The sequence below is a fragment of the Seonamhaeicola sp. S2-3 genome (assembly GCF_001971785.1).
In the GTDB taxonomy this organism is placed as follows: domain Bacteria; phylum Bacteroidota; class Bacteroidia; order Flavobacteriales; family Flavobacteriaceae; genus Seonamhaeicola.
The window spans coordinates 2,815,417-2,840,408 of sequence record NZ_CP019389.1 but is presented as its reverse complement, the minus strand read 5'-3'; the positions used below and the strand labels follow the sequence as shown (position 1 = coordinate 2,840,408).

General features: G+C 32.2%; 22 protein-coding genes. 13 read left to right on the top strand and 9 right to left on the bottom strand.

Annotated features, from left to right (window positions below; translation table 11 throughout):
* Positions 1 to 10: 10 nt before the first annotated feature.
* From BWZ22_RS12325 to BWZ22_RS12305, 5 genes are all read right to left on the bottom strand, one after another.
* Entirely contained in the window at positions 11 to 682 is a 672-nt protein-coding gene (locus BWZ22_RS12325) for a Crp/Fnr family transcriptional regulator (RefSeq protein WP_076700379.1), read from the bottom strand.
* 101 nt (positions 683 to 783) lie between these two features.
* The gene (locus BWZ22_RS12320; RefSeq protein WP_076700377.1) at positions 784 to 1,215 is read right to left on the bottom strand and encodes a DUF5606 domain-containing protein; all 432 of its coding nucleotides are present in this window, start codon (positions 1,213 to 1,215) and stop codon (positions 784 to 786) included.
* Between the two features lie 53 nt (positions 1,216 to 1,268).
* The gene (gene def, locus BWZ22_RS12315; RefSeq protein ID WP_076700375.1) at positions 1,269 to 1,859 is read right to left on the bottom strand and encodes a peptide deformylase; all 591 of its coding nucleotides are present in this window, start codon (positions 1,857 to 1,859) and stop codon (positions 1,269 to 1,271) included.
* 54 nt (positions 1,860 to 1,913) lie between these two features.
* Positions 1,914 to 2,324, bottom strand: a complete 411-nt coding sequence (gene ruvX / locus BWZ22_RS12310) for a Holliday junction resolvase RuvX (RefSeq protein ID WP_076700373.1) — start codon at positions 2,322 to 2,324, stop codon at positions 1,914 to 1,916.
* Between the two features lie 99 nt (positions 2,325 to 2,423).
* Entirely contained in the window at positions 2,424 to 2,732 is a 309-nt protein-coding gene (locus tag BWZ22_RS12305; protein WP_076700371.1) for a hypothetical protein, read from the bottom strand.
* A gap of 330 nt (positions 2,733 to 3,062) precedes the next feature.
* Between BWZ22_RS12305 and BWZ22_RS12300 the strand changes: the two genes are divergently transcribed.
* Positions 3,063 to 3,878 (top strand): 2,3,4,5-tetrahydropyridine-2,6-dicarboxylate N-succinyltransferase, encoded by an 816-nt coding sequence (locus tag BWZ22_RS12300; RefSeq protein ID WP_076700369.1) that lies wholly within the window; start codon positions 3,063 to 3,065, stop codon positions 3,876 to 3,878.
* Positions 3,878 to 4,924: a glycosyltransferase family 9 protein gene (locus BWZ22_RS12295; protein ID WP_076700367.1), complete on the top strand. Its 1,047-nt coding sequence runs from the start codon at positions 3,878 to 3,880 to the stop codon at positions 4,922 to 4,924. The genes BWZ22_RS12300 and BWZ22_RS12295 overlap by 1 nt, the downstream gene beginning before the upstream one ends.
* A 1-nt stretch (position 4,925) precedes the next feature.
* On the opposite strand, the gene BWZ22_RS12290 is transcribed toward BWZ22_RS12295, so the two are convergent.
* Entirely contained in the window at positions 4,926 to 5,744 is an 819-nt protein-coding gene (locus BWZ22_RS12290; protein ID WP_076700365.1) for a glycosyltransferase family 2 protein, read from the bottom strand.
* A gap of 42 nt (positions 5,745 to 5,786) precedes the next feature.
* Here BWZ22_RS12290 and BWZ22_RS12285 point away from each other — a divergent pair, with 42 nt between their 5' ends.
* Positions 5,787 to 6,554: a glycosyltransferase family 2 protein gene (locus tag BWZ22_RS12285; RefSeq protein WP_076700364.1), complete on the top strand. Its 768-nt coding sequence runs from the start codon at positions 5,787 to 5,789 to the stop codon at positions 6,552 to 6,554.
* Positions 6,555 to 6,572: 18 nt separating this feature from the next.
* Here the strand turns inward: BWZ22_RS12285 and BWZ22_RS12280 are convergent, their stop codons facing one another.
* Together BWZ22_RS12280 and BWZ22_RS12275 are read right to left on the bottom strand one after the other, a co-directional pair.
* The gene (locus BWZ22_RS12280; RefSeq protein WP_157607958.1) at positions 6,573 to 7,589 is read right to left on the bottom strand and encodes a glycosyltransferase family 4 protein; all 1,017 of its coding nucleotides are present in this window, start codon (positions 7,587 to 7,589) and stop codon (positions 6,573 to 6,575) included.
* Positions 7,590 to 7,719: 130 nt separating this feature from the next.
* Entirely contained in the window at positions 7,720 to 8,451 is a 732-nt protein-coding gene (locus tag BWZ22_RS12275) for a lipopolysaccharide kinase InaA family protein (RefSeq protein WP_232225164.1), read from the bottom strand.
* A 112-nt stretch (positions 8,452 to 8,563) separates the two neighbouring features.
* On the opposite strand from BWZ22_RS12275, the gene BWZ22_RS12270 reads away from it, so the two are divergent.
* The 6 genes from BWZ22_RS12270 to BWZ22_RS12245 are packed head-to-tail and all read left to right on the top strand — an operon-like array spanning position 8,564 to position 14,210.
* Positions 8,564 to 9,490, top strand: a complete 927-nt coding sequence (locus BWZ22_RS12270) for a glycosyltransferase family 2 protein (protein WP_076700359.1) — start codon at positions 8,564 to 8,566, stop codon at positions 9,488 to 9,490.
* 4 nt (positions 9,491 to 9,494) lie between these two features.
* Positions 9,495 to 10,604, top strand: coding sequence for a glycosyltransferase family 4 protein (locus tag BWZ22_RS12265; RefSeq protein ID WP_076700357.1), 1,110 nt, complete (start codon positions 9,495 to 9,497; stop codon positions 10,602 to 10,604).
* Positions 10,597 to 11,166: an L-threonylcarbamoyladenylate synthase gene (locus tag BWZ22_RS12260; protein WP_076700355.1), complete on the top strand. Its 570-nt coding sequence runs from the start codon at positions 10,597 to 10,599 to the stop codon at positions 11,164 to 11,166. The genes BWZ22_RS12265 and BWZ22_RS12260 overlap by 8 nt, the downstream gene beginning before the upstream one ends.
* Before the next feature lie 39 nt (positions 11,167 to 11,205).
* Complete coding sequence (locus BWZ22_RS12255) at positions 11,206 to 12,624, top strand: CCA tRNA nucleotidyltransferase (protein WP_076700353.1); 1,419 nt, start codon at positions 11,206 to 11,208, stop codon at positions 12,622 to 12,624.
* Positions 12,625 to 12,635: 11 nt separating this feature from the next.
* On the top strand, positions 12,636 to 13,658 hold the full coding sequence (locus BWZ22_RS12250; protein WP_076700351.1) for a COX15/CtaA family protein: 1,023 nt from the start codon (positions 12,636 to 12,638) through the stop codon (positions 13,656 to 13,658).
* Between the two features lie 36 nt (positions 13,659 to 13,694).
* A complete protein-coding gene (locus BWZ22_RS12245; RefSeq protein WP_076700349.1) occupies positions 13,695 to 14,210 on the top strand; it encodes a hypothetical protein in 516 nt (171 codons plus the stop codon).
* Between the two features lies 1 nt (position 14,211).
* Here BWZ22_RS12245 and BWZ22_RS12240 read toward each other — a convergent pair whose 3' ends face one another.
* Entirely contained in the window at positions 14,212 to 15,273 is a 1,062-nt protein-coding gene (locus tag BWZ22_RS12240; protein WP_076700347.1) for a hypothetical protein, read from the bottom strand.
* 122 nt (positions 15,274 to 15,395) lie between these two features.
* Here BWZ22_RS12240 and BWZ22_RS12235 point away from each other — a divergent pair, with 122 nt between their 5' ends.
* From BWZ22_RS12235 to BWZ22_RS12220, 4 genes are all read left to right on the top strand, one after another.
* Positions 15,396 to 16,304 carry an ABC transporter ATP-binding protein gene (locus tag BWZ22_RS12235; protein ID WP_076702491.1) on the top strand — a complete coding sequence of 303 codons (909 nt, stop codon included), beginning with the start codon at positions 15,396 to 15,398 and terminating at the stop codon, positions 16,302 to 16,304.
* 4 nt (positions 16,305 to 16,308) lie between these two features.
* Positions 16,309 to 17,133 (top strand): ABC transporter permease, encoded by an 825-nt coding sequence (locus BWZ22_RS12230; protein WP_076700345.1) that lies wholly within the window; start codon positions 16,309 to 16,311, stop codon positions 17,131 to 17,133.
* 32 nt (positions 17,134 to 17,165) lie between these two features.
* Complete coding sequence (locus BWZ22_RS12225; RefSeq protein ID WP_076700343.1) at positions 17,166 to 19,886, top strand: T9SS type B sorting domain-containing protein; 2,721 nt, start codon at positions 17,166 to 17,168, stop codon at positions 19,884 to 19,886.
* A 144-nt stretch (positions 19,887 to 20,030) separates the two neighbouring features.
* A complete protein-coding gene (locus BWZ22_RS12220; protein WP_076700341.1) occupies positions 20,031 to 24,947 on the top strand; it encodes a T9SS type B sorting domain-containing protein in 4,917 nt (1,638 codons plus the stop codon).
* Positions 24,948 to 24,992 lie beyond the last annotated feature (45 nt).

Here is a 24,992-nt window from a genome sequence, read left to right as displayed (position 1 = left end):
CTACCTAACATTAAGCTATTTTTTTATGAATTCTTATTTCTTTACGGCCAAATTGAATCATATTTTCTTCTTTAAGTTGATTTAAAAGAATGTTTAATGTTGGCCTTGAAGTGCCTATTAATGAGGCTATGTCTCTTTGTGTGTATGGGTGGAGTATGACTTTGTCTCCTGTTTTTTCGCAATCGTATCCGTATTCTGAACACAATTCATCTAAAAATTCTAGCAATCTGGTTTTGGCATCTTTAAACAAAAGTATTTGTAATCTTCTTTCTAATTTTTTTAGTTTAAAACCTATGAGTTTATAAATTTTTAGACTAAAGGTTTGATTGTCTCTCATTAAGTCATACATAGTTTCAACTCCTATTGGACATATGCTAGTAGAGTTATCTACAGATTGTGCAAATTCTTCTCTTTTATCCTCACCCAAAATGGCGGTTTCACCAAATAAATCGCCACGTGTTAAAATTGATTTTACAACTTCATTCCCATCTTCATTGTAGTAACCTATTTTTACTTTACCTTTCTCTATAAGATACACTTTGTTAGCAGAATCTTCTTCAAAATAAATGTAATCTTTCTTTTTATATGAGTCAAAATCATGTACCGTTTTATAAGCTTTAAACTTATGTGGACACAGTACTTTAAATAGGTTTACATCATCAAAAAACCAAAGTGATTTCATTAGGGTAGTCTTTATTAATTTATCTGTTAAGAGTCGATAAACCTTAGTAATACTTACTAAAAAAATATAAAAAAACCTCCTAAATTAGGAGGTTTTTAATTTTATTCTTCTTCGTCTGATTTTGTTTTATCATCGTCATCATCATCTAAAAACCCTAGCATATCATGTTGCTGAAGTAAATTGTACCATTGCAGTACCTTTTTAATATCGCTAGCATACACTCTATCTTCATCATAATCTGGTAAAACATCAAAGAAATACTCTTCTAGTTTATCTTTACTATCTTTAGGTTTTACAGAAGTTTGCTCACCGTTTTCTTTTTCTTTTATTTTACTAAACACCTCTTTTAGTGGCACTTCTTCAGTAAGTGTATAAATAGCTATTTCACTTAAAATACTTACGTTATTTTGAATACCAACAGAAATACGTTTTTTATCTATTAATGATTCTGCTACAAAGCCCCCACGGGTTTGAGCTATTAATTTGTATAAACCTGGTTTACCTGAAATTGAAAGTACTTTATCTAAACTCATATTATTTTTTTGAAAAGCGCAAATATCAATTGTTTGTTACTGTATTGCAAATATTATCGTTTCTTTTTTTCGTTTGGAAAACGCATTTTATAATCTACATTTATTTTTCCTTTTGAAATATTATTGAGTTTTCCTTTTATTAATCTTTTTTTAAAGCTAGAAAGTTTATCTGTAAATAAAATGCCTTCAATATGGTCGTATTCATGCTGAACTACTCTAGCCATTAGACCATCAAATTTTTCTGTGTGTTTGTTAAAATTTTCATCAAAATACTCAATAGTAATTGTGGGTTGCCTAAACACATCTTCTCTAACATCAGGGATACTTAAACAGCCTTCATTAAAAGCCCATTCATCTCCTTCTTCCTCTAAAATAGTGGCATTAATAAAAACACGCTTAAAATCTTTTAGCTTGTTTTGTTCTTCTTCTGATAAATCTTCATCTTCTGAAAAAGGTGATGTATCAACTATAAACAACCTAATAGGCAAGCCTATTTGTGGTGCTGCTAAGCCTACACCGTATGCATTATACATGGTTTCGAACATATTTTCAATAAGATTATCTAAGTTTGGATAATCTTTTGAAATATCTTTTGCTTTCTTTTTTAAAACTGCGTCGCCGTACGCAACTATTGGTAAAATCATAAGTACTGAACTATTAAGTTGCAAAAATACAATACTATAATTTATTGTCTATATTTATTTTGAATATAAATAGCTTTGAAGAATAAGTGTAGCACTAATTTCATCAATAAGTGCTTTATTTTTTCTTTGATTTTTTTTTAATCCGCTATCTATCATGGTTTGAAACGCCATTTTAGAAGTAAACCGTTCATCTACACGTTGTATTGGTATATTAGGAAATTCTTTCTGCAAAGTATCAATAAACTTTTTGATATACACCTCACTTTCAGAAGCTGTATTATCCATTTGCTTTGGTTCTCCTATTAAAAAAAGTTCAACTTGCTCGTTACTTGTATATTCTTTTAAAAAATCTATTAACTCTTTTGTGTTAACTGTAGTAAGTCCAGATGCAATTATTTGTAGCTCATCGGTTACTGCTAAACCTGTTCTTTTAGTACCATAATCAATTGCTAGAATTCTTGCCATGAATTTGTTTTTTGCAAAAGTAACTTATTAAAATAAAAAAGGCTGCCTTTTTACAGACAGCCTTTTAAGTTTAACCTACTTATTAATATACTATAAATATTAAGCTTTTTTAGCTTTATTCATTTTAGGAAATAATAATTTAATATTGTCAACATTTCTCATTTTATTGAAATACGTTCTAATATCACTAGCAGTACGTGCAATTGATTCTCTTAACTCATCTTCGCTAATTAATAATACGCCTTCTTTTGTAGTGTTTAAAGTATCATTAACTACAACCTCATCATTATTATCTTGAGAAACAGATACTGTTTTAATAGTTTCAACACTTACTTCTGTTGTATTTTGAGCTTCTGTAAAAGAAAAACTTAAAACTAAAACTAATAATATGTAAAATCTTGTTTTCATTAACTTGAGTTGTTTTGATAGCTCAAATATATACCTAGACTGTAGGTAGGGCGCAAAAAATTAGTTGTAGAACATGGAATTTTCGTTTATTAGAGCACCGTATTAAAAACATCGATAAACCGTTTAAATACGCTTTTTAACCGATTAAATACACTTAAAATGCTATTTATCGATATTGTTTTTTACTTCAAAGGATTCTACACATTACACACTCCTTAAAAAGCTCTTAATTTTCGATTAAAAACACCCCTATTTTTCGTGTTATATTCTTATCCTTTAAAGGAGTTTTTTAATAGATACTATTATATTTGTCAAAAAATTAAATTACAAATGACAGAATTACAGCAAACAATTGAAGCAGCTTGGGATAATAGAGAACTATTAAAAGAAGAAAAAACAACTACTGCTATAAGAACCGTAATAGATTTACTAGATAAAGGCGAATTAAGAGTAGCTGAGCCAGTTGAAGGTGGTTGGCAAGTTAATGAATGGGTTAAAAAAGGTGTTGTTCTTTATTTCCCTATTCAAAAAATGGAAACCATTGAAGCTGGTCCTTTAGAGTTTCATGATAAAATACCTTTAAAAACAGGTTATAAAGAAAAAGGTATAAGAGTGGTACCACATGCCGTTGCAAGACATGGTGCTTACATATCTCCGGGTACTATTTTAATGCCTAGTTATGTTAATATTGGTGCTTATGTTGACGAAGGTACTATGGTAGATACTTGGGCAACTGTTGGTAGTTGTGCTCAAATTGGTAAAAATGTACACTTATCTGGTGGTGTTGGTATTGGTGGTGTTTTAGAGCCTTTACAAGCAGCTCCAGTAATTATTGAAGACAATGTTTTTGTAGGCTCTAGATGTATTGTTGTTGAAGGTGTTCATGTTGAAAAAGAAGCCGTTTTAGGTGCTGGTGTAGTTTTAACTATGAGTACTAAAATTATTGATGTTACTGGCGACAAACCTGTTGAATTAAGAGGAAAAGTACCAGCCCGTTCTGTGGTTATTCCTGGCAGTTATGCAAAAGAATTTGCTGCAGGAACCTATAATGTACCTTGTGCTTTAATTATTGGTAAACGTAAAGAAAGTACAAACAAAAAAACATCGTTAAACGATGCTTTACGTGAGCATGATGTGGCTGTTTAATGAAAATACTTGTTATACAACAAAAAATGATTGGCGATGTGCTTACAAGCAGCATACTGTTTGAAGCACTTCGCCATAGATATAATGATGCTCAACTCTACTATTTAATTAATGAGCATACGTATCCTGTTGTAAAAAATAATCCTTTTATAGATTGTTTTATTTTTTTTACCAAAGATGCAGAAACTAGTAAAAAAGAACTTTTTAAACTAGTGAAAACGGTTAGAAAACATAATTACGATATTGTTATTGATGTTTATTCAAAAATATCAAGCAACATCATCACACTTTTTTCTGGTGCAAAAACCAAAATATCCTACCATAAATTTTACACCTCTTTTTTATACAACCACAACATAAAAAGAAAGCGTACAACCGATGACCTTAAAGACTTAGCTATTGAAAACAGACTACAACTGCTAAAACCTTTAGGCATCGAATCTTTAAATATTAAACCCAAAATTCACCTAACCAATACCGAAATTGAAGAAAGCAAACACTTTTTACAATCTAGAGGTTTAGATTTAAGCACTCCCATATTCATGATTAGCGTTTTAGGTAGCAGTAGCAACAAAACCTATCCTTCTCCTTACATGGCTAATGTCATCGATACCATTGTAGAACAAACAAATGGTCAAGTTTTATTTAACTACATACCCAAACAAAAGCAGCTTGCTTTAGAAATATTCAACTACTGCAACAAAAAAACAAAACCGGCCATTTTTTTTGATGTTTTTGGCAAAAGCTTACGAGAGTTTCTAGCCATAAGTTACCATTGCAAAGCTTTAATTGGAAATGAGGGCGGCGCTATTAATATGGCCAAAGCGCTTAACTTAAATACATTTGCCATCTTTTCTCCTTGGATAGATAAGGCTACATGGAGTTTATTTGAAAGCAAAAATAACGTAAGTGTTCACTTAAAAGACTTTAAGCCAGAAATATTTACAAAACCTGAAAAAAAATACAAAAAGGAAGCCGACAGATTATATAAACTTTTTGAGCCAATTTTGTTTGAAGAAAAATTAATTGAATTTTTAAAACAATAATTTACTTTTTTATGCCATAAAGCGAATAAATACTTCGCTCTCTTCTGGTTTTCCGCCTAATGGCTTTATTGACCTCCATAGCTTTTGTATTTTTATAAGGCCGCTCGTGGTACAAATGTAAACAAATAACACTATACCTAACCTGTTTAAACTTAACGCCTAAATTCATTAAACGCTCTCCAAGTTCGCGGTCTTCCCCTCCATATTCCATACGCTCGTCAAAACCATTAACGGTTAGAATGTCTTTTTTCCAACCAGAAACGTTCATACCATCAAAAGTGGCCTTGGTTGGGGTAAATGTATTTAAAAACCAAGCTTTTCTCCCTTTTGCAGTGAGTTTATTGGTTTTAAACGTTTTTTTTAATTGGCGGTCCAAAAGCCATTTCAATTCAAAACAGTGTTGCTTTTCTATATCATCTTTTGTAATGCTTTTTGAAATAGCTTCGGGCAATTTAAAATAACCGCCCGAAAGAAAACAACTGTCCTTTTTTAACCGTAAATGGGTTTCTACAAAATCGTTGCGGGGAATGCAATCGCCATCTGTAAAGATCAAATATTCTGCAGAAGTCTTTAAAATAGCTTTGTTAAGGATCTGGGTTTTTCTAAATCCTTTATCTTCCTGCCAAACATGAACTATTGGGACTGCTGATTCTTTTCTAAAATCATCTATAACCTGTTTGGTAGCTTCGTCCGACCCATCATCGGCTATAATAATCTCAAAGTTTTTTTCGGTCTGTACGCCATAGCCCCATAGCACTTTTTGCAACCATTGAGGTTGATTATAAGTACAGATAATTACAGACGCTTTTAATATATCCATTGAGAACAAAAATAACTATTTTTGTCTAACTAATTTTATTGTATGGTCAAACTATCTGGGGTAATAATTACTTATAACGAAGAGCGGAATATCGAAAAGTGCCTGCAATCGCTAATTCCGGTAGTTGATGAAATTGTAGTGGTCGATTCATTTTCTACAGACCGCACTAAGGCCATTTGCCAAAAACACAATGTAACGTTTATTGAACAGGCATTCTTGGGCTATACAGAACAGAAAAACTTTGCCATAAACCAAGCCAAATACGATTATATTGTCTCCCTCGATGGCGACGAAGCCTTGTCTGAACAACTTCAAAAATCGATTTTAGAGTTAAAAATCAATTGGGTTTTTGATGGTTATTACGCCAATAGATTCAACAATTTTTGTGGGCAATGGATCAAACATTCTGATTGGTACCCCAATAAAAAACTACGGATTTTTAACAGGCAGAAAGCCAAATGGGTTGGCAACAAAGTGCATGAGGTTGTGGCTCTGACCAACAAAAATAGCCCCGTTGGCCACCTTAAAGGCGACATACTCCATTACACCTACCAAAGCTATTCGGAGTTTAACCTTAAAACCGAGCAGTTTTCGAGCCTATCTGCCCAAGCTTATTTCAAGCTTGGAAAAAAAGCCCCTATTTGGAAAATAATTTTAAACCCTACTTGGGCTTTTTTTAAATCGTACATTTTAAGATTAGGGTTTTTAGACGGGCTAAACGGTTTTATAATATGCGTGCAAACAGCCAATATTACTTTTTTAAAATACACAAAGCTAAGAGAGCTTTATAGTAAAACCCCTAACAATTAACTCTCTATTTTTATTATATCAACTTAAAAACAGTTCATCAATTGTTTTTGCACAATTTTCCCAAGTATAGGGCATTACTGTTTCCCGAATATTTGCCTTTAACTGAAATGCTTTTTCTATCAATGGCAGCACCTCTTCGTAGCTAGAATCAACATCAAAAAGAAACCCATTTTCACCATGATTTATCAAGTCTGTACAGTACCCTGTTTTTGATGCCACGGGCACACAATTAGACATCATAGCTTCAAGCACTGGTACTGGTCCACCTTCTAATAGAGAAGGCGATAAGAAAACATCGATTTTACTGTACATTTCAGGAAACCTCTCGTACGGAATTTCTTTATGATATATAAAATTCGGCAGATTATTTATATCCTGAAAACCACTATAATTCTCCCAATTTTGACCTATAAGATGAAACGTCCGTTCTGGCATATGCTTTACAATTTCATATACAAGTTTTGGATTCTTTCTTTCATGATAATTCGAACACAAACCAACATCTCCGTTGCCTCTTTCGTGTCTATAAAAGAATTTTGAACTGGTTCCTATGTGCAATACTTTTAACAGTTGGGGTTTTACCCCTATTTCTGTTAAATATGTTTTAATCTTAGAATTTAAGCATATTACATAATCCGCCTTATTTAAACACCAAACCACATGGGTTTTTGAATATTTTCTCCCCCAATTAGGGTGAGTAAACATTACAATATTTTTCTTTTTTAAAATACTGGGTTTGCTTCTAATACAACGGCAAAAATAATTTTGATATATGTAAAAGTAGCCATCTGCATCAGGCATCCCCCGTAATTTATCATGATAATATGCCTGAGATATTAACGATGAAAAACGGGACAACCGGCGGACCTTGGCTCCAAAAATCCATTCTTTATCTTTTTCTCTTGCTACAAAAACTACACTATTAACTCCGTTTGAAGAAGCTTGTTTAAATTTAGAAATGAAGATAGCCCACAAATATTTCCATTTATGAGGCACTAAAAAAAACAACTGTTCTTTTAAATTTCTTTTCTCCAATTAATCTTTTTTTACTGAATGGAAGACCTTGTTTGTCTTGATTTATACTTCTTTTTCCAAAAAAATATACGTTTTTTTATTCTTATTTTTCTGTAATAACGATCTTGAAAATCCACCGTACTTTTCCACATTAATTTAAAAATAGCCTGTTCTTCTTCCCCGAACATTTTGCATATTCGTTGCTCATAATCTCTATTATCGATTTATGGATAGTAAGCTTTGCAAAATTTTTAATTCGAGTTTCAAAATCCATTGGAGCAAACTCCATACGGTTAAGGTCTACCAAAAAAAACTCATAACCTGAGTTCGTACGCTTTATCAAGGTATTTCCAGGAGAGTGATCTAAAAAGTTTATTCCATTTTCGTGCAACTTATAAGTAAACCTGGTAAATGCCCGTATTATAGCCTCATGATCATGTATCTTAAAATCTGTAGTTAGTTCTCGGTAGGTTAAATCACTTTCAACCAATTCACTTACATAAAAACTTTTTCCGAATAAAAAAGTCGATATATTAATCTGATAAGCAACGGGCTCTGGCGTTTTAATACCCAAATCCAATAATTTGTTTGCGTATTCAAAAGAACGCTGTGCTTTAGATTTTCTAAAAAACCGGTATACTACTTGGTTAATCAAATTAGGGTGTTTAAAAGACTTTATGGTAAACCTTTTACCTTCAAGCTCTGCTACTTTGATAACATTACGCTCGGCTGCTCCTAAAACTTCTTTATAATCATCAAAATTTCCGATTATTGTTTTTATAGCGTCTTTTTTCGTTTTATACTTTAAGGATACTACTAACTTATTCCCCACTTGATCTTTCTCTTTATTAATTACAATAATAACTTTTTTGCAATTAATCATGTATTAAACACAAAGATATCCAAATAAAAAACAAACTAAAACAAAAGCCTTACTTTTCATTTGTTTTATCAACTATCAACCTGTATTTTTGACAGCAAACCTAACTATTCTTATGAAAGATATTTCAGCTATAATTATAAATTACAACTCTTCTACTTATACTATAAACTGCGTTAAATCTATTATTGAACAAACTTCTAAATCACTTTCTTTTGAAATTATTATAGTTGACAATGCCTCTGAAAACGAAGATTTTGAAAGTCTAAAAAATGCCTTAGAAGCCTTAAAACACCCACATATAAAACTTGTTAAAAGCCGATACAACACTGGATTTGGGGGAGGCAACATGTACGGTATACAGTTTGCTAACGGAAAACATTATGCTTTTATTAACAATGACACCATTTTACAAAACGACTGTTTAACTCTTATGTTTCAATTCCTTGAGAATAATGAAAAAGCAGCTATTTGTTGTCCCCAACAATACGACGAAAAAGGAGAAGTTAAAAAATCGTTCGATCACTTTTTAAGTTTGAAAAGAGAATTATTTGGCAGAAAAATTTTAGAAAAGATTAATCCTAAAAAATATCCCAAAAGACAAAAAATATACACACAGCCTTTAAGAGTACAAAGTGTTCCAGGTTCATTTTTTGTTGTAAAAGCTCAAGAATTTCATGAAGTTGGTGGCTTCGACACTAATATCTTTCTTTACTATGAAGAAACCGATTTATGTTATCGAATTGCAACAAACACAAAAAATGGCTACAGTTATTTAGTTCCCGAAGGCAAATACACTCATTTTAAAGGCAAAAGCACCAATGAAAACTTAGAAATAAAAAAAGAACTTAAAATTTCGTTATTATATGTTTTACAAAAAAATTCGGGATATGTACCTTACCTAATTTTAAGATGGTGGTTAACAATAAAGTCTTTCTTCAAAATGTTAATTAAGCCAAAAAAAATCGTTCTTTTTAAGCTATTTTTAAAAGGAGCGCCTTTAAGCGATTCGTTAAAACTAAAACAAACTATTACAAACTAAAAGCATGAACATTTTACATTTATCGGCTGTTTCTAACTGGGGAGGTGGCGAAAATCACATTGAAAACCTCTGCACAGAATTAGCCATTACTAATCCCGAAATCAATAATATTGTATTTTGTGTAAAAAACGGACCTTTCCATGAAAGGCTAAAGCAAACCAATATTAAACATATAGCCTCTGCTCTTTCTATTAAAATAGATTTGCGATTTGCTTTTAATATTGGAAAAGCATGCAAAACCCACCAAATAGACCTTATTCACATACACGACACTACTGCTATACAACTAGCTATTATAGCCGATAAAATATACAACCTACCGCCCTTTATTTTTAGCAAAAAAACATCATTTGAAATAAAACAACGAAAAAAAACATTATACAAATACAACTACCCAAAAATAAAGAAAATCCTTTGTGTGTCTGAAGAAACAATGCGTATTTCAAAAAAGGCCATTACAGACCACAACAAATTAATAACCATTTACCATGGTACCAATTTAAAAAACAAAAGCAGCAAAACTCCTTTTAAATTACGCGATAAATATTCTATAAAAAACAACACTATAATAATTGGCAATATAGCCAACCATATTAGGGCAAAACATTTAGATACTTGGGTTAACGTTGCCAATAGAATTATTAATGAAGAACAAAAAACAAACTTCTTTTTTGTTCAAATAGGCACATTTACCGAACGCACACAACCTCTTTTAAATCGCGTTAAAGAACTCAACTTAAACAATCATATGATATTTTTAGGTTACACATCTAACGCTTCAAATTTCATCCCACAATTTGACATTTCTTTAATGACTTCACAAAGCGAAGGCATACCTCAGTTCATTTACGAGTCTATGTACCATAAAGTCCCTGTAGTAAGCACCAATGTTGGTGGAATCCCAGAAATTATTACCCATCAAAAGAACGGGTTGCTTGCTCCTATGCATGATGACAAAGCGCTTTCAGAATTAATTTTACAACTCGTCGACAATCCTAAAATGGCAGAAAACTTTATTAACCTATCGCACAAAAAGGTAACCGAAAATTTCTCTACTAGCCAAATGGCTCAAAACACAATTAAAATTTACAAACACGTTTTAAATAATGTCTAACCAACATACCGAAATAAAAAACGCCATTGCTGCACTAAAAAACGGCGGACTTATACTCTACCCTACTGATACCGTTTGGGGTATTGGCTGTGATGCTTCTAACAAAGATGCTGTTGAAAAAGTTTACGCCTTAAAACAACGCGAAGATAGTAAAGCGCTTATCTGTTTAGTGGCCGATGACAGAATGCTTAAAAGATATGTAAAACAAATCCCCCCTGCTGCCCAAAATATTATTGATATTACCAATAAACCTACGACTATAATATATGACCAAGCTCAAAATTTAGCCCCCAACTTAATTGCTAAAGACGGTACTATTGCCATTAGAATTCCTGATGATGATTTTTGTTATTGGCTATCTAGAAAATTTAATGGTGCTATTGTTTCTACTTCTGCCAATATTAGTGAACAACCAACACCAAAATCTTTTAAAGAAATAGCGCCAGAGGTTTTAAAAGGAGTAGACTATGTTGTAAATTTGCACCGCGAAAAAATTTGCGCTAAACCATCTTCAATTATTAAATTGAGTAATAATGGGGTAGTTAAAATTATTAGAAAGTAAAAACAATCCTATAAATTCTTTTGAATTTGGATTTATAACATGAATTACAAAGAAGCATTACAACACCCTATATTTAAAATCATTTCAAAATCGGTTGATGAACTTCAAGTTGAAGCTTATGTAATTGGTGGCTTTGTGCGCGATTTTATTTTAAAACGCGGTAATGCCAAAGATATTGATGTAGTAGCCATAGGTAGCGGTATTGATTTGGCTAAACAAGTTGCTAAAAACCTACCTACAAAACCTAAGGTTCAGGTTTTTAAAACCTATGGAACGGCTATGTTGCGCTATAATGATATAGAAATTGAATTTGTTGGCGCTAGAAAAGAGTCTTATTCTGAAAACAGCAGAAATCCTGTAGTTGAAAACGGCTCTTTGCAAGATGATCAAAACCGACGTGATTTTACCATTAATGCCCTTGCTTTAAGTTTAAACAAAACCACTTTCGGTAATTTATTAGACCCCTTTAATGGTGTTAATGATTTAGAAGCTAAAATTATAAAAACACCTTTAAACCCTGATATTACTTACAGTGATGATCCTTTAAGAATGCTAAGAGCCATTAGGTTTGCAACGCAATTAAATTTTACTATAGAAGAAAATAGCCTAAAGGCCATTACTAAAAACGCTTCTAGAATTAAAATAATTACTAAAGAGCGCATTGTTGTTGAACTCAATAAAATTTTAGAAAGTAATAAACCTTCCATTGGTTTTTTACTTTTAGAAAAAACTGGCTTATTACAATTAATTTTACCAGAACTTACAGCACTAAAAGGTATTGATGAAATTGAAGGACAACGCCATAAAGACAATTTTTATCATACCCTAGAAGTGGTTGATAACATTTCTAGAAACACAGACAACCTTTGGTTACGGTGGGCAGCATTACTACACGATATAGGAAAAGCTCCAACAAAAAAATTTCAAAAAAAAATAGGTTGGACATTTCATGGGCATGAATTTGAAGGCTCTAAAATGGTATTTCATTTATTTAAACGCTTAAAAATGCCATTAAATGACAAAATGAAGTTTGTACAAAAAATGGTACTTATGAGTTCGCGTCCCATTGTATTAGCACAAGATATTGTAACAGATTCTGCCGTAAGACGCTTGGTTTTTGATGCTGGTGATTATGTTGATGACTTAATGACCCTTTGTGAAGCAGACATTACCACTAAAAACCCAAAGAAATTCAAAAAATACCACAACAACTTTAAAATTGTAAGAGAAAAAATTATTGAAGTTGAAGAGCGCGACCATGTACGTAATTTTCAACCACCAATTTCTGGTGAAGAAATAATGAAAACCTTCAATTTAAAACCCTCTCGTGAAATTGGGGTTATAAAAGAATATATTAAGGAAGCTATTCTAGAAGGCGATATACCTAATGAATACGAACCTGCTTATAAGTTGATGATTGAAAAAGGTAAAAAACTAGGCTTAAAAGTAAAAGAATAAATTTAGTACTAATGGCTAAAACAAAAGACAATAAAAAAGTAATTTACTGGTTATTAACTGGATGTTTTCTCATATTTGTAATGGTTGTTGTTGGCGGTATAACTAGATTAACGCATTCTGGTTTATCAATTTCAAATTACAAATTAATATCAGGTACCATTCCGCCAATGAATGAAGCAGAGTGGCATGAAGCTTTTGATTTGTACAAACAATACCCAGAATACCAAAAACTCAACAACCATTTTACACTTCAAGACTTTAAAGATATTTATTTCTGGGAATGGTTGCACCGCGTAATTGGCAGATTTATAGGTCTTGTATTTTTCATTCCGTTCTTGTACTTTTTAATTACAAAACAACTTACAAAACCTACTATTAAAAAATCAATTATTCTTTTAGGGCTTGGGGCTTTTCAAGGTTTTTTAGGTTGGTATATGGTTAAAAGTGGACTTGTAGATAATCCAGATGTAAGCCATTATAGGCTAGCCGCACACCTTACTACTGCTTTTATAACCTTTGCTTACACCTATTGGGTAGCACTAGATATATCTTTTCCTAACAGAAAACCAGTAAATATTAAGTTTAGAAATTTTGTTAGACTAAGTCTTGCTATTTTATTACTACAAATAATTTATGGGGCTTTTGTTGCTGGTTTAGATGCAGGCTTTATACATAACCATTGGCCCATGATGAGCGAGGGTAAATTTATGCACCCAACCGTTTATTTAGAACATGAACCTCTGTATAAAAATTTTATTGAAGGTAAAAGCGGGGTACAGTTTGTTCATAGAATGCTTGCTTATCTTGTGGTAGTATTTATATTTTTAATTTGGAAAAAATCTAGAAAACTCAAATTAACGGTATTACAAACCAAGGGTATTAATGCCTTATTAGTAATGGTTGCTATACAATTTGTTTTAGGTGTTTTAACTATTATTTTACAAGTACCCGTTTGGTTAGGTGTTACACATCAAGTTGGGGCATTTTTCTTATTAACTGCCATGACATTTACGCTGCATCGCTTTAGCAAATAATCTAAATAGTTTAACTTTGCCACATAATTTTTCATCATGATTTATAGATTTAGAGTAATACTTGATAATGACACAGAAGAAGATGTTTTCCGTGATTTAGAGATTAGAGAAAGTGATTCATTAGAAGATTTACACAACATTATCACCCAATCTTTTGGGTTTGATGGTACCGAAATGGCTTCGTTTTACATTAGCGATGAGCAATGGAATCAAGGTGAAGAAATATCTCTTTTTGATTTAAGTGATGATGGTTCTGCACGTTTAATGAATGAAACCAAACTCAATGATGTGGTTCATGAAGCTCAACCAAAACTTATATATATTTATGACTTTTTAAGTATGTGGACGTTTTATGTGGAACTTGCTGAAATTGTTGAAGAAGCTGAAAGTACAGACTACCCTAACTTAATGTATGTTCACGGACAAATTCCAGATACCGCTCCAGAACGCTCTTTTGAAGCAGAAGGAGGTGATGATATGTTCAATGAATTTGAAGACGATTTAGATGTGAATGATTACGACAACCTAGATTTTGACGAAAACTGGAATTAACCTAACCTATTTTTAACGGGTTAACATTCTCATAATTAGTAGTTAAAAACTCTAATCCGCATTTTAGTATTTCACCCATAGTATTACATTTTAAAAACTTTTCGTCTTTAGAATACTTAAAAATATCACTCCTAAGCATTTCTATATGTTGTTTGGTAGAAATAGTATCATCCTTCATGCTTGCTAACAGTAGAGTAATTCTATCATTATAACTTTTTAAACGTTTCACCAAAATAGAACGCTCTTCTGTTTTATATTGCGCAATAGACAACTTTTGAAATGTTTTAGAAACCAAAGTAACCATTTCTATATTCTCTTTAAAAAATTGGGGCCTGTAAATATTAAACTTTCCTTCGTAAGATTGTTGATCAAAATCTATAGCTCTAATCTTGTAAACCACATGATCAAAATCGTGGGTTGGCACTATAACGTAGTTGTAAGAACGCATATCTCCTAAAAGTCTTATCATACAACGTTCATTAAATTTAACAAACTCTTTTGCTATTTGTGATTTTTCTTGCCTAGTACAACTTGGTAACATATCTTTTATAAAAACATCACCTGGTATTCCTGCAATATGCTCTTCTATTAAAGTAGTATTGCTAATTAAAAAGTTTAAGTTATATGGAGATAGCATATGCTCTAACTCTAAACCATAAATTCTAGAAGCATCGGCTACTTTTACATAAAAATAAGAGAAATTATCATTTAAAATATTTCTAACCTTAATTCTAAAAGGTTTAGAGTTTCCAAACGTACAATAATCAATAGCATCTACACTTAAAAATGGAAAAATATCTTCATTACCATCAGAATGTAAAATGGCATATACTTTCTTTAAAGATAAATCTATTTCTTGTTTATCAAATTCACTGTAATACACTCTAATCCAAAGGGTGTCATTATCATCATCATCATAAACTTCTATAGCCCCTTGAAAACGTAACAAATCATCATAAAAAATTGGCATTTCTACATGTCTGTTATACTCTTCAAGATATTTATGTAATTTTTCAGAGATTGGGTATGAAGGCTTTCTTTTGGATATTTTCAAATCTTTCATACTGTAAAATTAGTCAATTTTAAAGGTTTTATTGCTATACTGTAACAAAATATAAAGAGGTTCGTCTTACCCATATAGCTAACCAATGTCAAATGTATTTTTGGCACCAAAATCGTTACAATTTGGAATCAATTTTAACAATTAACAACCTTACCAAAAAATTTGGGCGTTTAACTGCTGTAAAAGATCTATCATTTACTATAAACAAAGGAAATGTTTATGGTATTTTAGGACCTAACGGAAGTGGTAAATCTACTACCTTAGGTATCGTACTAAATGTTGTTAACAAAACATCAGGAGATTTTCATTGGTTTGATGGAAATATATCTACACACAATGCCTTAAAAAAAGTGGGAGCCATTATTGAGCGTCCTAATTTTTACCCTTACATGACGGGTTACCAAAACTTAAAGCTTGTTTGTAAAATTAAAGGGGTTAATTACAATAAAATTGAGGAAAAACTAGAAATAGTTGGTCTTTTAGATCGTAAAGACAGTAAATTCCGCACCTTTTCATTAGGTATGAAGCAACGTTTAGCTATTGCTTCTGCCCTTTTAAACGATCCTGAAATTTTAATTTTAGATGAACCTACAAACGGTTTAGATCCTCAAGGTATTCATCAAATTAGAGAAATTATTAAACAAATTGCTGCCAAAGGAACAACCATTTTATTAGCATCTCATTTATTGGATGAAGTTGAAAAAGTGTGCTCTCATGTAGTGGTATTACGCAAAGGCGAAAAACTATATTCTGGTAGAGTTGACGAAATGATTTCTAGCCATGGCTTTTTTGAATTAAAATGTAATAATAACAACAAGCTAAAAACTCTGTTAGAAAACCATAAATCTTTTGGGAAAATTAAAATTGAAGATGATGTAATTACTGCCTTTTTAACAGAGCCTATGAAATCTGAAGACTTTAACAAACACCTTTTTGAAAACGGTATTATTCTTACCCACCTAGTACAACGAAAAGAAAGTTTAGAAGAACAATTTTTGCAACTAACCGATAACCAAACCAACCAAATTTAATATCATGCTAAGACTTTTAAATTTAGAATTACAAAAACTTTTACTAAACAGAACAAGTAAAATACTCATTTTTGTATCGTTTATTCTACCATTCTTTGTTATACTATTATCGTCTTTAAAAATTAATGTTTTTGGTTTTTTTACACTTGAATTAGGTGAACTTGGAATCTTTAACTTTCCTATTATATGGCATTTAACAACGTTTTTCGCCTCTCAATTTAAATTCTTTTTTGCCATTGTTGTAGTAAGCATGATAGGTAATGAGTATAGTAATAAAACCTTAAAACAAAACCTGATAGATGGTTTAAGTAAAAAAGAATTCATCCTTTCTAAATTTTACACCATAGTTTTCTTTTCTTTGGTTTCTACCATATTAATATTCTTAATTTCATTGTGTATTGGGTTATATTACTCAAGTTACAATGAGGCTTCAATAATATTTAGAGAAGCTGAATTTTTAATGGCATATTTTATAAAACTAATAGGCTTTTTTAGCTTATGTTTATTCTTTGGTATGCTAGTAAAACGATCTGCTTTTGCATTAGCTTTTTTATTCATTTTATACATTGTTGAATGGATTATATTTGGTTTAATAACTTGGAAATTTAATGCTGCTATTGCAGAAAAAATTCAGAATTTCTTTCCATTAAAATCTATGTATAAGTTAATTGACCAACCATTCCAAAGAATTGCAATGACAAAATTTCCTGATAAAGTAGATTTAACTTATGATTACGGAGCACATGGCTATGAAATGCTTATAGTTTTAGCTTGGACAGCCTTATTTATCTTTTTATCGTTTAGATTATTAAAAAAGCGCGATTTATAATACCTTTGATAGCCTTTAGCTATTGAGGAAGAATGAAAAAAATAATTTTACTTTTCTTGTTGTGCGCCTTTAGTTGGGGTGCCTCTTCACAAAGACAAGCATCTAACTGGTATTTTGGTTATGGAGCTGGTATAGCATTTGATCTAGACAGCAATTCTATAAATACGCTTAATAACGGACAATTATCTACAAACGAAGGTTGCTCATCAATTTCTGATGATGCTGGAAACCTACTATTTTATACCGATGGAACCATTGTTTGGAACAAAAACCACAGTATAATGATGAATGGTTCTGGACTTTATGGCGATAATTCAAGCACACAATCTGCTATAATTGTTCCCAAACCAGATGATGAAAACATCTATTATATTTTTACAGTAGATACCTCTGTTTATGAAAACGACCCAAATAATGGTTTCAATTATTCGGTGGTAGACATGACACTAGATGGTGGTCTTGGTGGCGTTACTCAAAAAAATACTAATCTACTACAACTTTGCTCAGAAAAACTAACAGCAGTACTAAAAGATTGTATTACAAAATCTATATGGGTGATTACCTTGGCTTCAGAAAATGGAACTTCAGATATCTATAACACATTTCATGCTTTTGAAGTTAGTAACTTAGGGGTTAGCACAACACCTGTAAAATCTTACTTTCCTTCTTTATCAATCATAGACAGAAGAGGTTACCTAAAGGTTTCTCCTGATGGAACTAAAATGGCTAGTGCTAGTATTGGTAACGGTCTTCAACTTTTCGATTTTGATCCGCTTACCGGACAAGCAACTAATATGCTTGAATTAACTATTGATAGCTCTGAAAGTCCATTTCCATATGGGATTGAATTTTCGCCAAATAGCCAATTACTTTACGTACATGCCTATAACGACTTTAATGATTTTAATAATAATCAAAGTAATAACAATCCTGCTAATCATAAATCTGTTTTAGCGCAATTTAATTTAACAGCTCCTAACATTCAAAACTCACAAGTAATTATTGATGACAGATCACTTTACAGAGGTGGCTTACAATTAGGACCTAACGGAAAAATTTACAGAGCTTTAAGTGCTACTTATACTGCTGGTTTACCTTACCTTGGTGTTATTAATAACCCAAACAATATTGGTACAACATGTAACTATCAACACAATGCTATAAGTTTAAGTCCTTATACCTCATCACAAGGCTTACCTCCTTTTATAGCTTCTTTCTTTAATGAACAAATTGATATAATAAATAACGGAGAAAGTAGCACAAATTTAGATTTATGTGATGGTGAATCTTACACGCTTTCTGCTCCTAATTTATCAGGAGCATCTTATACCTGGAGTTTAGATGGAACCGTTTTATCTGAAGCCGATTATGATTTAGACGTTACTCAAAGTGGTTATTATGAAGTTTACATAGACCCCAATAATGGAGATTGTGCTATTGAAGGAAAAGCCTTTGTTTTATACAATCCTAACCCCACACCTATTAACCACTCCATACTTCAATGTGATGAAGATGGTACAAAAGACGGTCTTACTCTTTTTAATTTAAACGAAGCAAATATTAGTTTAACAGGAGGCGACCAAAATTTATCAACCAAATTCTATACAGATACTGCTAGAACTCAAGAAGTAAATGGTAGTTCTTTTACAAACACCACCAACCCACAAACCATTTATGTTGAAGTAATTAATGATAATACCAGTTGTTCCTCTTATTCTGAACTCACATTAGAAGTAAGTGTAACAGATTCTAATGATACTGTAATTGAAGTTTGCGATGATGATGGCATTGAAGATGGTTTTTACACTTTCAATTTAACAGATTTTGACACAGATATAGTTAACGGACTACCCTCTAACTTAGAAGTATCGTATTATGAAACTTATGATGATACTCTTTTAGAAACTAACCAACTTCAACAAACATACACAAATACAACTCCTTATAATCAAACCATTTACGCCAGAGTTGAAAACGCAAATAACTGTTACGGCATTAGTGAAGTAACCTTAACTGTTTTTGAACTTCCTGATATTAACACAGAAGAAATCAAGCAATATTGTCTCAACTTCTTCCCTTCAACCATTACATTAAATGCTGGCTTAGTAAACGATAATCCTGCAAATTACACCTATAATTGGTCTACCGGAGAAAACACCTATACTATAGAAATTAACGAAGCAAAAGAGTATGTAGTTACAGTTACAAACGCTAACAAGTGCTCTAAAACTAGAACCATATTAGTTGAACCATCTAATATAGCTACTATAGATGGCTTTGAGATTGAAGATGCTTCACAGAATAATACGGTAACAGTATTTGCCTCTGGAGAAGGAACATATCAATATAGGTTACTAGATGAAAATAATATAGTTTATAGAGATTATCAAGACAGTAATGTATTTGAAAATGTTTTCCCTGGATTTTATACTGTTTCAATAAAAGACACTGAAAATAATTGTGGTACCGTTAATAAGACCATATCTGTTATTGGTTTCCCTAAATTCTTTACACCAAACAACGACGGAAAACATGATACATGGCAACTCTATGGGGTTTCTAGTATGTTTTATCCCAACACAAAAATTAAAATATTTAATAGGTACGGAAAACTTGTTAAAGAGTTAAGCCCTTTAAGCGAAGGATGGGACGGCTTATTTAATGGTAAAAAATTACCATCTGATGACTATTGGTTTTATGTTAAGTTAGAAGATGGCAGAATTTTTAAAAACCATTTTACATTAAAAAATTAACCAAATATCTAAAAAACTAATAAAACCGCATTTACCCGATTTATTTTGCGTTTCATCTGAAAAAAATATATTTTTCCGCGAAATATTACTGACTGAAAATCAGAAATATAAGCCTAAAAAAATCGGAGCAAAAAACCTACAGCTATGAGATTTGTATATCTATTCTTAATTGCCATTTTCTGCAGTAGCAGTATGGTGTTCTCGCAACAAATTTCTGTAGATAGTTCTGTAGGCGTAGAAGAACTTATTGAAAACAACTTAGTTAATGGTTGTGTTGAAATTTCTAATATAACCTCTTCTGTTAACGGAAACTCCATTGGTTTTCCTAGTTATGCTTATTTTGAAAGAGGTAGCTCTAATTTCCCTTTTGAAAATGGTATCATGTTATCTACAGGTAGCGCTAATTCTGGTGGTAATGGTGTTAGAACCCCCACACTTAGTGAAGGCTCTACAGTTTGGGGAACAGATCCCGATATAGAGGCTGCTCTTGGAATTTCAAACACGCTAAACGCCACATCTATTGAGTTTGATTTTGTGTCCAGCTCCAGTCAGTTTCAATTTAACTACCTATTTGCATCCGAAGAATATTTTGACATTTTACCCTGTCAAAACGTTACAGACCACTTTGTTTTTCTTATAAAAGAAGCAGGCACTAGTAACCCCTACAGAAATATTGCACTAATACCAGGTACTAACTTACCCGTAAATTCTGTTAATATTCATAATGAAATTTTTGGAGTTTGTAGCGCTCAAAACAATCAATATTTTGATGCTTATAATGTAGGAGACACAAATTACAATGGTAGAACAACTGTATTAACCGCTTCTGAAACCATTCAACCTTATGTTCAATATCATGTTAAATTAATTATTGCAGACCAAAGAGACGGCACCTATGATTCTGCCGTTTTTATTGAAGGTAATAGTTTTGAAATTTTAGACTTAGGAGAAGATATTGAAACTTGTGCTGGCTCTGTAGTTATAGATGCAGACATACAAAATCCGCAAGCTTCATATGCTTGGTATTTAAATAACGCTTTACTACCTACAGAAGTTAGCCCTACACTAAATGCGGTTCAAAATGGAACCTATAGAGTTGAAGTTACAGTTCCTTTAAGTGCAAACAGTTGTGTTGAAGAAGACGAAATTAACGTAACTCTTAATACCGAAGAATATATTGAACCCATAACAGATTATGAATTATGTGATGCCCCTAGTAACGATGGTATTGAAACTTTTGATCTTTCAACAAAAACCCCAGAGTTAGTAGCCAATATTCCTTTTACCAACTATACATTTAGCTATCATTATTCTGATGCTGATGCAAGAAGTAATACGGGTGCTATTAACGCCCCTATTTCTAATACTTCAAATCCGCAACCCATTTATGTTAGAATTCAAGATCAAGACAGTAATTGTTTTGCTTACACCGTTTTCAATTTAATTGTTAATCCAGCACCTGATGCTACCCCGCCTTCGCCTCTAGAAGCTTGTGATAGCGATGATACTCCTGATGGTTTCACAGTTATAGATCTTACAGAAAAAGACGATGAAATAACTGGAGGCGCCCCAAATTTAGCAGTAAGCTATCATTATAACGCACTAGATGCATCAACAGGTGATAATGCCATACCAGATTCATATTTTAACACCAATACTCCTACAGATACCGTTTATGTTAGAATTTTAAATACAGATACAGGTTGCGTAAACACCACTACTTTAACTGTTAATGTTACCATTAGCCCTATTGTAAATAGAGACACCCAATTTTTAGATGCCTGTGATCAAGATCAAGATGGAAATGCTTCTTTTGATTTAACCCAAGTTATAAATGACATTTTAAATGGTTTAACAGGTGTTACCGTTACCTTTCATGAAAGTACTGATGACGCTCAAACTGGAAGTAACCCTGTAGGAGACCCCACAAATTACGAATACACAAACCCCGCTGCAGAACCCGGTTCAAGAAACCTAGTAGTTAGAATTGAAAATGATGTAACGGGTTGTGCTACTTTAGTACCTTTAGAAGTTCATACCAACCTTTTACTAACAGGAACAGATACTGGAGATTATGCCCTTTGCGATGTTAATGATGATGAAAATGACACCCTTAATTTCAACTTATATACCGTTGAATCTTATATTGCTAATGATTTACCAAACCCCATAGAAGTTACCTTTTACGAAACTCAAGACGATATTGATAATGACGTAAATGCTATTGATAAAACAGTACCCTATCCTGCTGAAAGTCCTACAGTACTTTACATTAGAATGGAAGATACAGTAACTAATTGTATTGAAGAATCTGAAATTACACTATTAGTAAACCCTATTTTATTATTTGAATCTGTTGACCCAATTCCTTATTGCGATACAGATGATGATGGTAATATTAGTATAGATTTACACGCTTTAGACGATACAATTACAGGTGGAAACCCTAATTTTACAGTAACTTATTATAGTGATGAAAATGACGCAGAAAATAATTATAATGCACTACCAGCATTTTACGCTACCACTTACACTAACTCAAACTCAATTGAGACCCTTTATGCTAGAATACAGAATGAAGACTCAGGCTGCTCTACTGTAAACCCTTTTGAGATTGAAATTATTACAGCTCCTGGCACTACTACACCAACACCTATAATAATTTGTGACGATAACCAAGATGGATTTTACACCATCAATCTTGAAGATAAAATTCCTGAAATGATTACCAATACAACTGGTGTAAATATTAATTTCTTCACTTCTGAAGACGATGCTAATACAAACACAAACCCCATAATAAATCCTGATAGTTTTAATGCAGAAACTCAAACCATTTATGTAAGGTTTGAAAGTGCTGTATCTGGGTGTTATAACATAAATACTATTGATGTCACTGTAAATACATTACCTATAATTCCATCAGATTTAGAATATCAAATTTGTGAAGCTACAGGTACTACAGTAACAGATTTTTTATTAGCAGAAATGGATGATGATATTTTAGGAACCCAAACAGGTAAAGAAGTTTATTACTTTGAAAATGAAACCGATGCCACATCTGGTAACTTAGCTAACGCTATAGACAAAAACAATGTGTTCCAAAATACATCTAGCCCACAAACCATTTATGTGCGGGTTGAAAATATAACCGCAGAATCAGGCACATGTTATGCAACATCATCAATAACATTACAAGTATCTCCAGAACCTGTTTACAACCCCACAGAAGGTTTCTTAGAATGTGATGACGCCTCTAATGATGGTGTGCATACCTTCGATTTAAACGCCAAAAGAACCGAAATATCACAAGGCTCAACAGATAATTTAAATATATCATTTCATGAAACCTATGATGATGCCGAAGCTAACATTAACCCTTTAGCAGACCAATATACCAACATTAATAACCCACAAACCATTTATGTAAGAATTGAAAGTTCAGATTCTTTGTGTCATGTAGTAGAATCTTTAGGTATAATTATTATAGAAGCCCCAGATATTACAGAAGTTTCTGCGCCTTTAATTGCTTGTGATGATGATTACGATGGCTTTACAACATTTAATTTAGAAGATGCCGATTTTCAATTTTTAGACAGAATTACAGATGATCTTGAGGTTAATTATTTTGAAAATTTTGATGATATTAATCAAGATGATGGGCTTGACAACAGTTTAGCCATTGCAGATCCCACAAATTTTAACTCAAACACTCAAACCGTTTACATTAAGGTTTGGAATAATTTAACAGGCTGCTTTAGTGTTATAGATTTAGATCTTATTGTGAATTTACCACCTCAAACAAACAACCTAGGTACCATTCAAATTTGTGATAATGATACCAATACCTACGATTTATCTCAAATTAATGACATGATTGTTGATGATTCAAGTACAGTAAACATATCATATCACAATTCATTTACAGATGCCACAAATAATACTGGAGCTTTAGCAAATACATTCAATTATTCGGCAAGTACGCACGATATTTTTGTAAGAGTTACAGATATTACTACAGGTTGTCCAATAGTAACTTCGTTCACTCTTCAAATAAATCAAAATCCAGTAGCCAATACACCACCACCTTTAATTGCTTGTGATGATGATTACGACGGTTTTTTTGAATTCACCCTAACAACAAATACAAATACCATAATAGGCTCTCAAAATCCTAACCAACACACGGTTACTTACTACAGTGAATTAACCGATGCTGAAAATGCAACCAACCCATTGGGCGATTTACATGCAGCATCTAACGGAGATGTAATTTATGCCAGAATTGAAAATACTAGCACAACATGTTATGATATAACTAGTTTTACAACCATAGTAAATCCGCTTCCTGTAGTTCCTATCAATGATGTAATACCGCTTTGCCTCGATGATTTACCTTTAGTAATTGATGCTTATACAGGCAACCCTAATGACACTTACGAATGGTCTACTGGCGCAACAACGCCACAAATAATTCTTAATGATCCATCTGAAATTGGAAATTACTGGGTAACCGTTACAACACCTAATACTATTGGAAGTGATTGTGAATACACTCATAATTTTTCGGTAATTGAATCTGAAGAAGCAGAAATAAACTTTACCACAACCGTAGATTTTTCAGACCCAAATAGTATTACTGTAGATGTAAGCGGTATTGGAGATTATGTATATATTTTAGATGACGGTGAACCTCAAACTTCTAATGTTTTTGAAAACGTATATTTAGGTCCGCATACCGTAACTATTAGAGATTTAAATGGCTGTACAGACGTTTCAGAAACTGTAATTGTTATAGATGCTCCTAAGTTTTTTACTCCTAATAACGATGGCTATTTTGATACGTGGCACATCATAGGTATTGAAGAATTACCTGGTACTATAGTTTACATTTACAACAGATTTGGCAAATTACTTAAAACATTACCAGATACATCTACAGGGTGGGACGGAACTTTTAATGGTAAAAAAATGCCTTCTGACGATTATTGGTTTGTAGCAAAAGTTATTCAAGAAGGAGAAGCCTTTGAGGTAAAAGGTCATTTTGCTTTAAAACGTTAAGAAGCGTTTTATTTTACTAATAAAGCTTATTTTTGTTCATTTTCT

Bases quoted from the DNA above. Each gene is read 5' to 3' on its own strand.
- BWZ22_RS12305 (WP_076700371.1), bottom strand. From the start codon at position 2,732: ATGAAAACAAGATTTTACATATTATTAGTTTTAGTTTTAAGTTTTTCT.
- BWZ22_RS12325 (WP_076700379.1), bottom strand. From the start codon at position 682: ATGAAATCACTTTGGTTTTTTGATGATGTAAACCTATTTAAAGTACTG.
- BWZ22_RS12260 (WP_076700355.1), top strand. From the start codon at position 10,597: ATGTCTAACCAACATACCGAAATAAAAAACGCCATTGCTGCACTAAAA.
- ruvX (WP_076700373.1), bottom strand. From the start codon at position 2,324: ATGGCAAGAATTCTAGCAATTGATTATGGTACTAAAAGAACAGGTTTA.
- BWZ22_RS12245 (WP_076700349.1), top strand. From the start codon at position 13,695: ATGATTTATAGATTTAGAGTAATACTTGATAATGACACAGAAGAAGAT.
- BWZ22_RS12265 (WP_076700357.1), top strand. From the start codon at position 9,495: ATGAACATTTTACATTTATCGGCTGTTTCTAACTGGGGAGGTGGCGAA.
- BWZ22_RS12230 (WP_076700345.1), top strand. From the start codon at position 16,309: ATGCTAAGACTTTTAAATTTAGAATTACAAAAACTTTTACTAAACAGA.
- BWZ22_RS12275 (WP_232225164.1), bottom strand. From the start codon at position 8,451: ATGATTAATTGCAAAAAAGTTATTATTGTAATTAATAAAGAGAAAGAT.
- def (WP_076700375.1), bottom strand. From the start codon at position 1,859: ATGATTTTACCAATAGTTGCGTACGGCGACGCAGTTTTAAAAAAGAAA.
- BWZ22_RS12225 (WP_076700343.1), top strand. From the start codon at position 17,166: ATGAAAAAAATAATTTTACTTTTCTTGTTGTGCGCCTTTAGTTGGGGT.
- BWZ22_RS12220 (WP_076700341.1), top strand. From the start codon at position 20,031: ATGAGATTTGTATATCTATTCTTAATTGCCATTTTCTGCAGTAGCAGT.
- BWZ22_RS12250 (WP_076700351.1), top strand. From the start codon at position 12,636: ATGGCTAAAACAAAAGACAATAAAAAAGTAATTTACTGGTTATTAACT.
- BWZ22_RS12295 (WP_076700367.1), top strand. From the start codon at position 3,878: ATGAAAATACTTGTTATACAACAAAAAATGATTGGCGATGTGCTTACA.
- BWZ22_RS12285 (WP_076700364.1), top strand. From the start codon at position 5,787: ATGGTCAAACTATCTGGGGTAATAATTACTTATAACGAAGAGCGGAAT.
- BWZ22_RS12240 (WP_076700347.1), bottom strand. From the start codon at position 15,273: ATGAAAGATTTGAAAATATCCAAAAGAAAGCCTTCATACCCAATCTCT.
- BWZ22_RS12270 (WP_076700359.1), top strand. From the start codon at position 8,564: ATGAAAGATATTTCAGCTATAATTATAAATTACAACTCTTCTACTTAT.
- BWZ22_RS12290 (WP_076700365.1), bottom strand. From the start codon at position 5,744: ATGGATATATTAAAAGCGTCTGTAATTATCTGTACTTATAATCAACCT.
- BWZ22_RS12320 (WP_076700377.1), bottom strand. From the start codon at position 1,215: ATGAGTTTAGATAAAGTACTTTCAATTTCAGGTAAACCAGGTTTATAC.
- BWZ22_RS12255 (WP_076700353.1), top strand. From the start codon at position 11,206: ATGAATTACAAAGAAGCATTACAACACCCTATATTTAAAATCATTTCA.
- BWZ22_RS12300 (WP_076700369.1), top strand. From the start codon at position 3,063: ATGACAGAATTACAGCAAACAATTGAAGCAGCTTGGGATAATAGAGAA.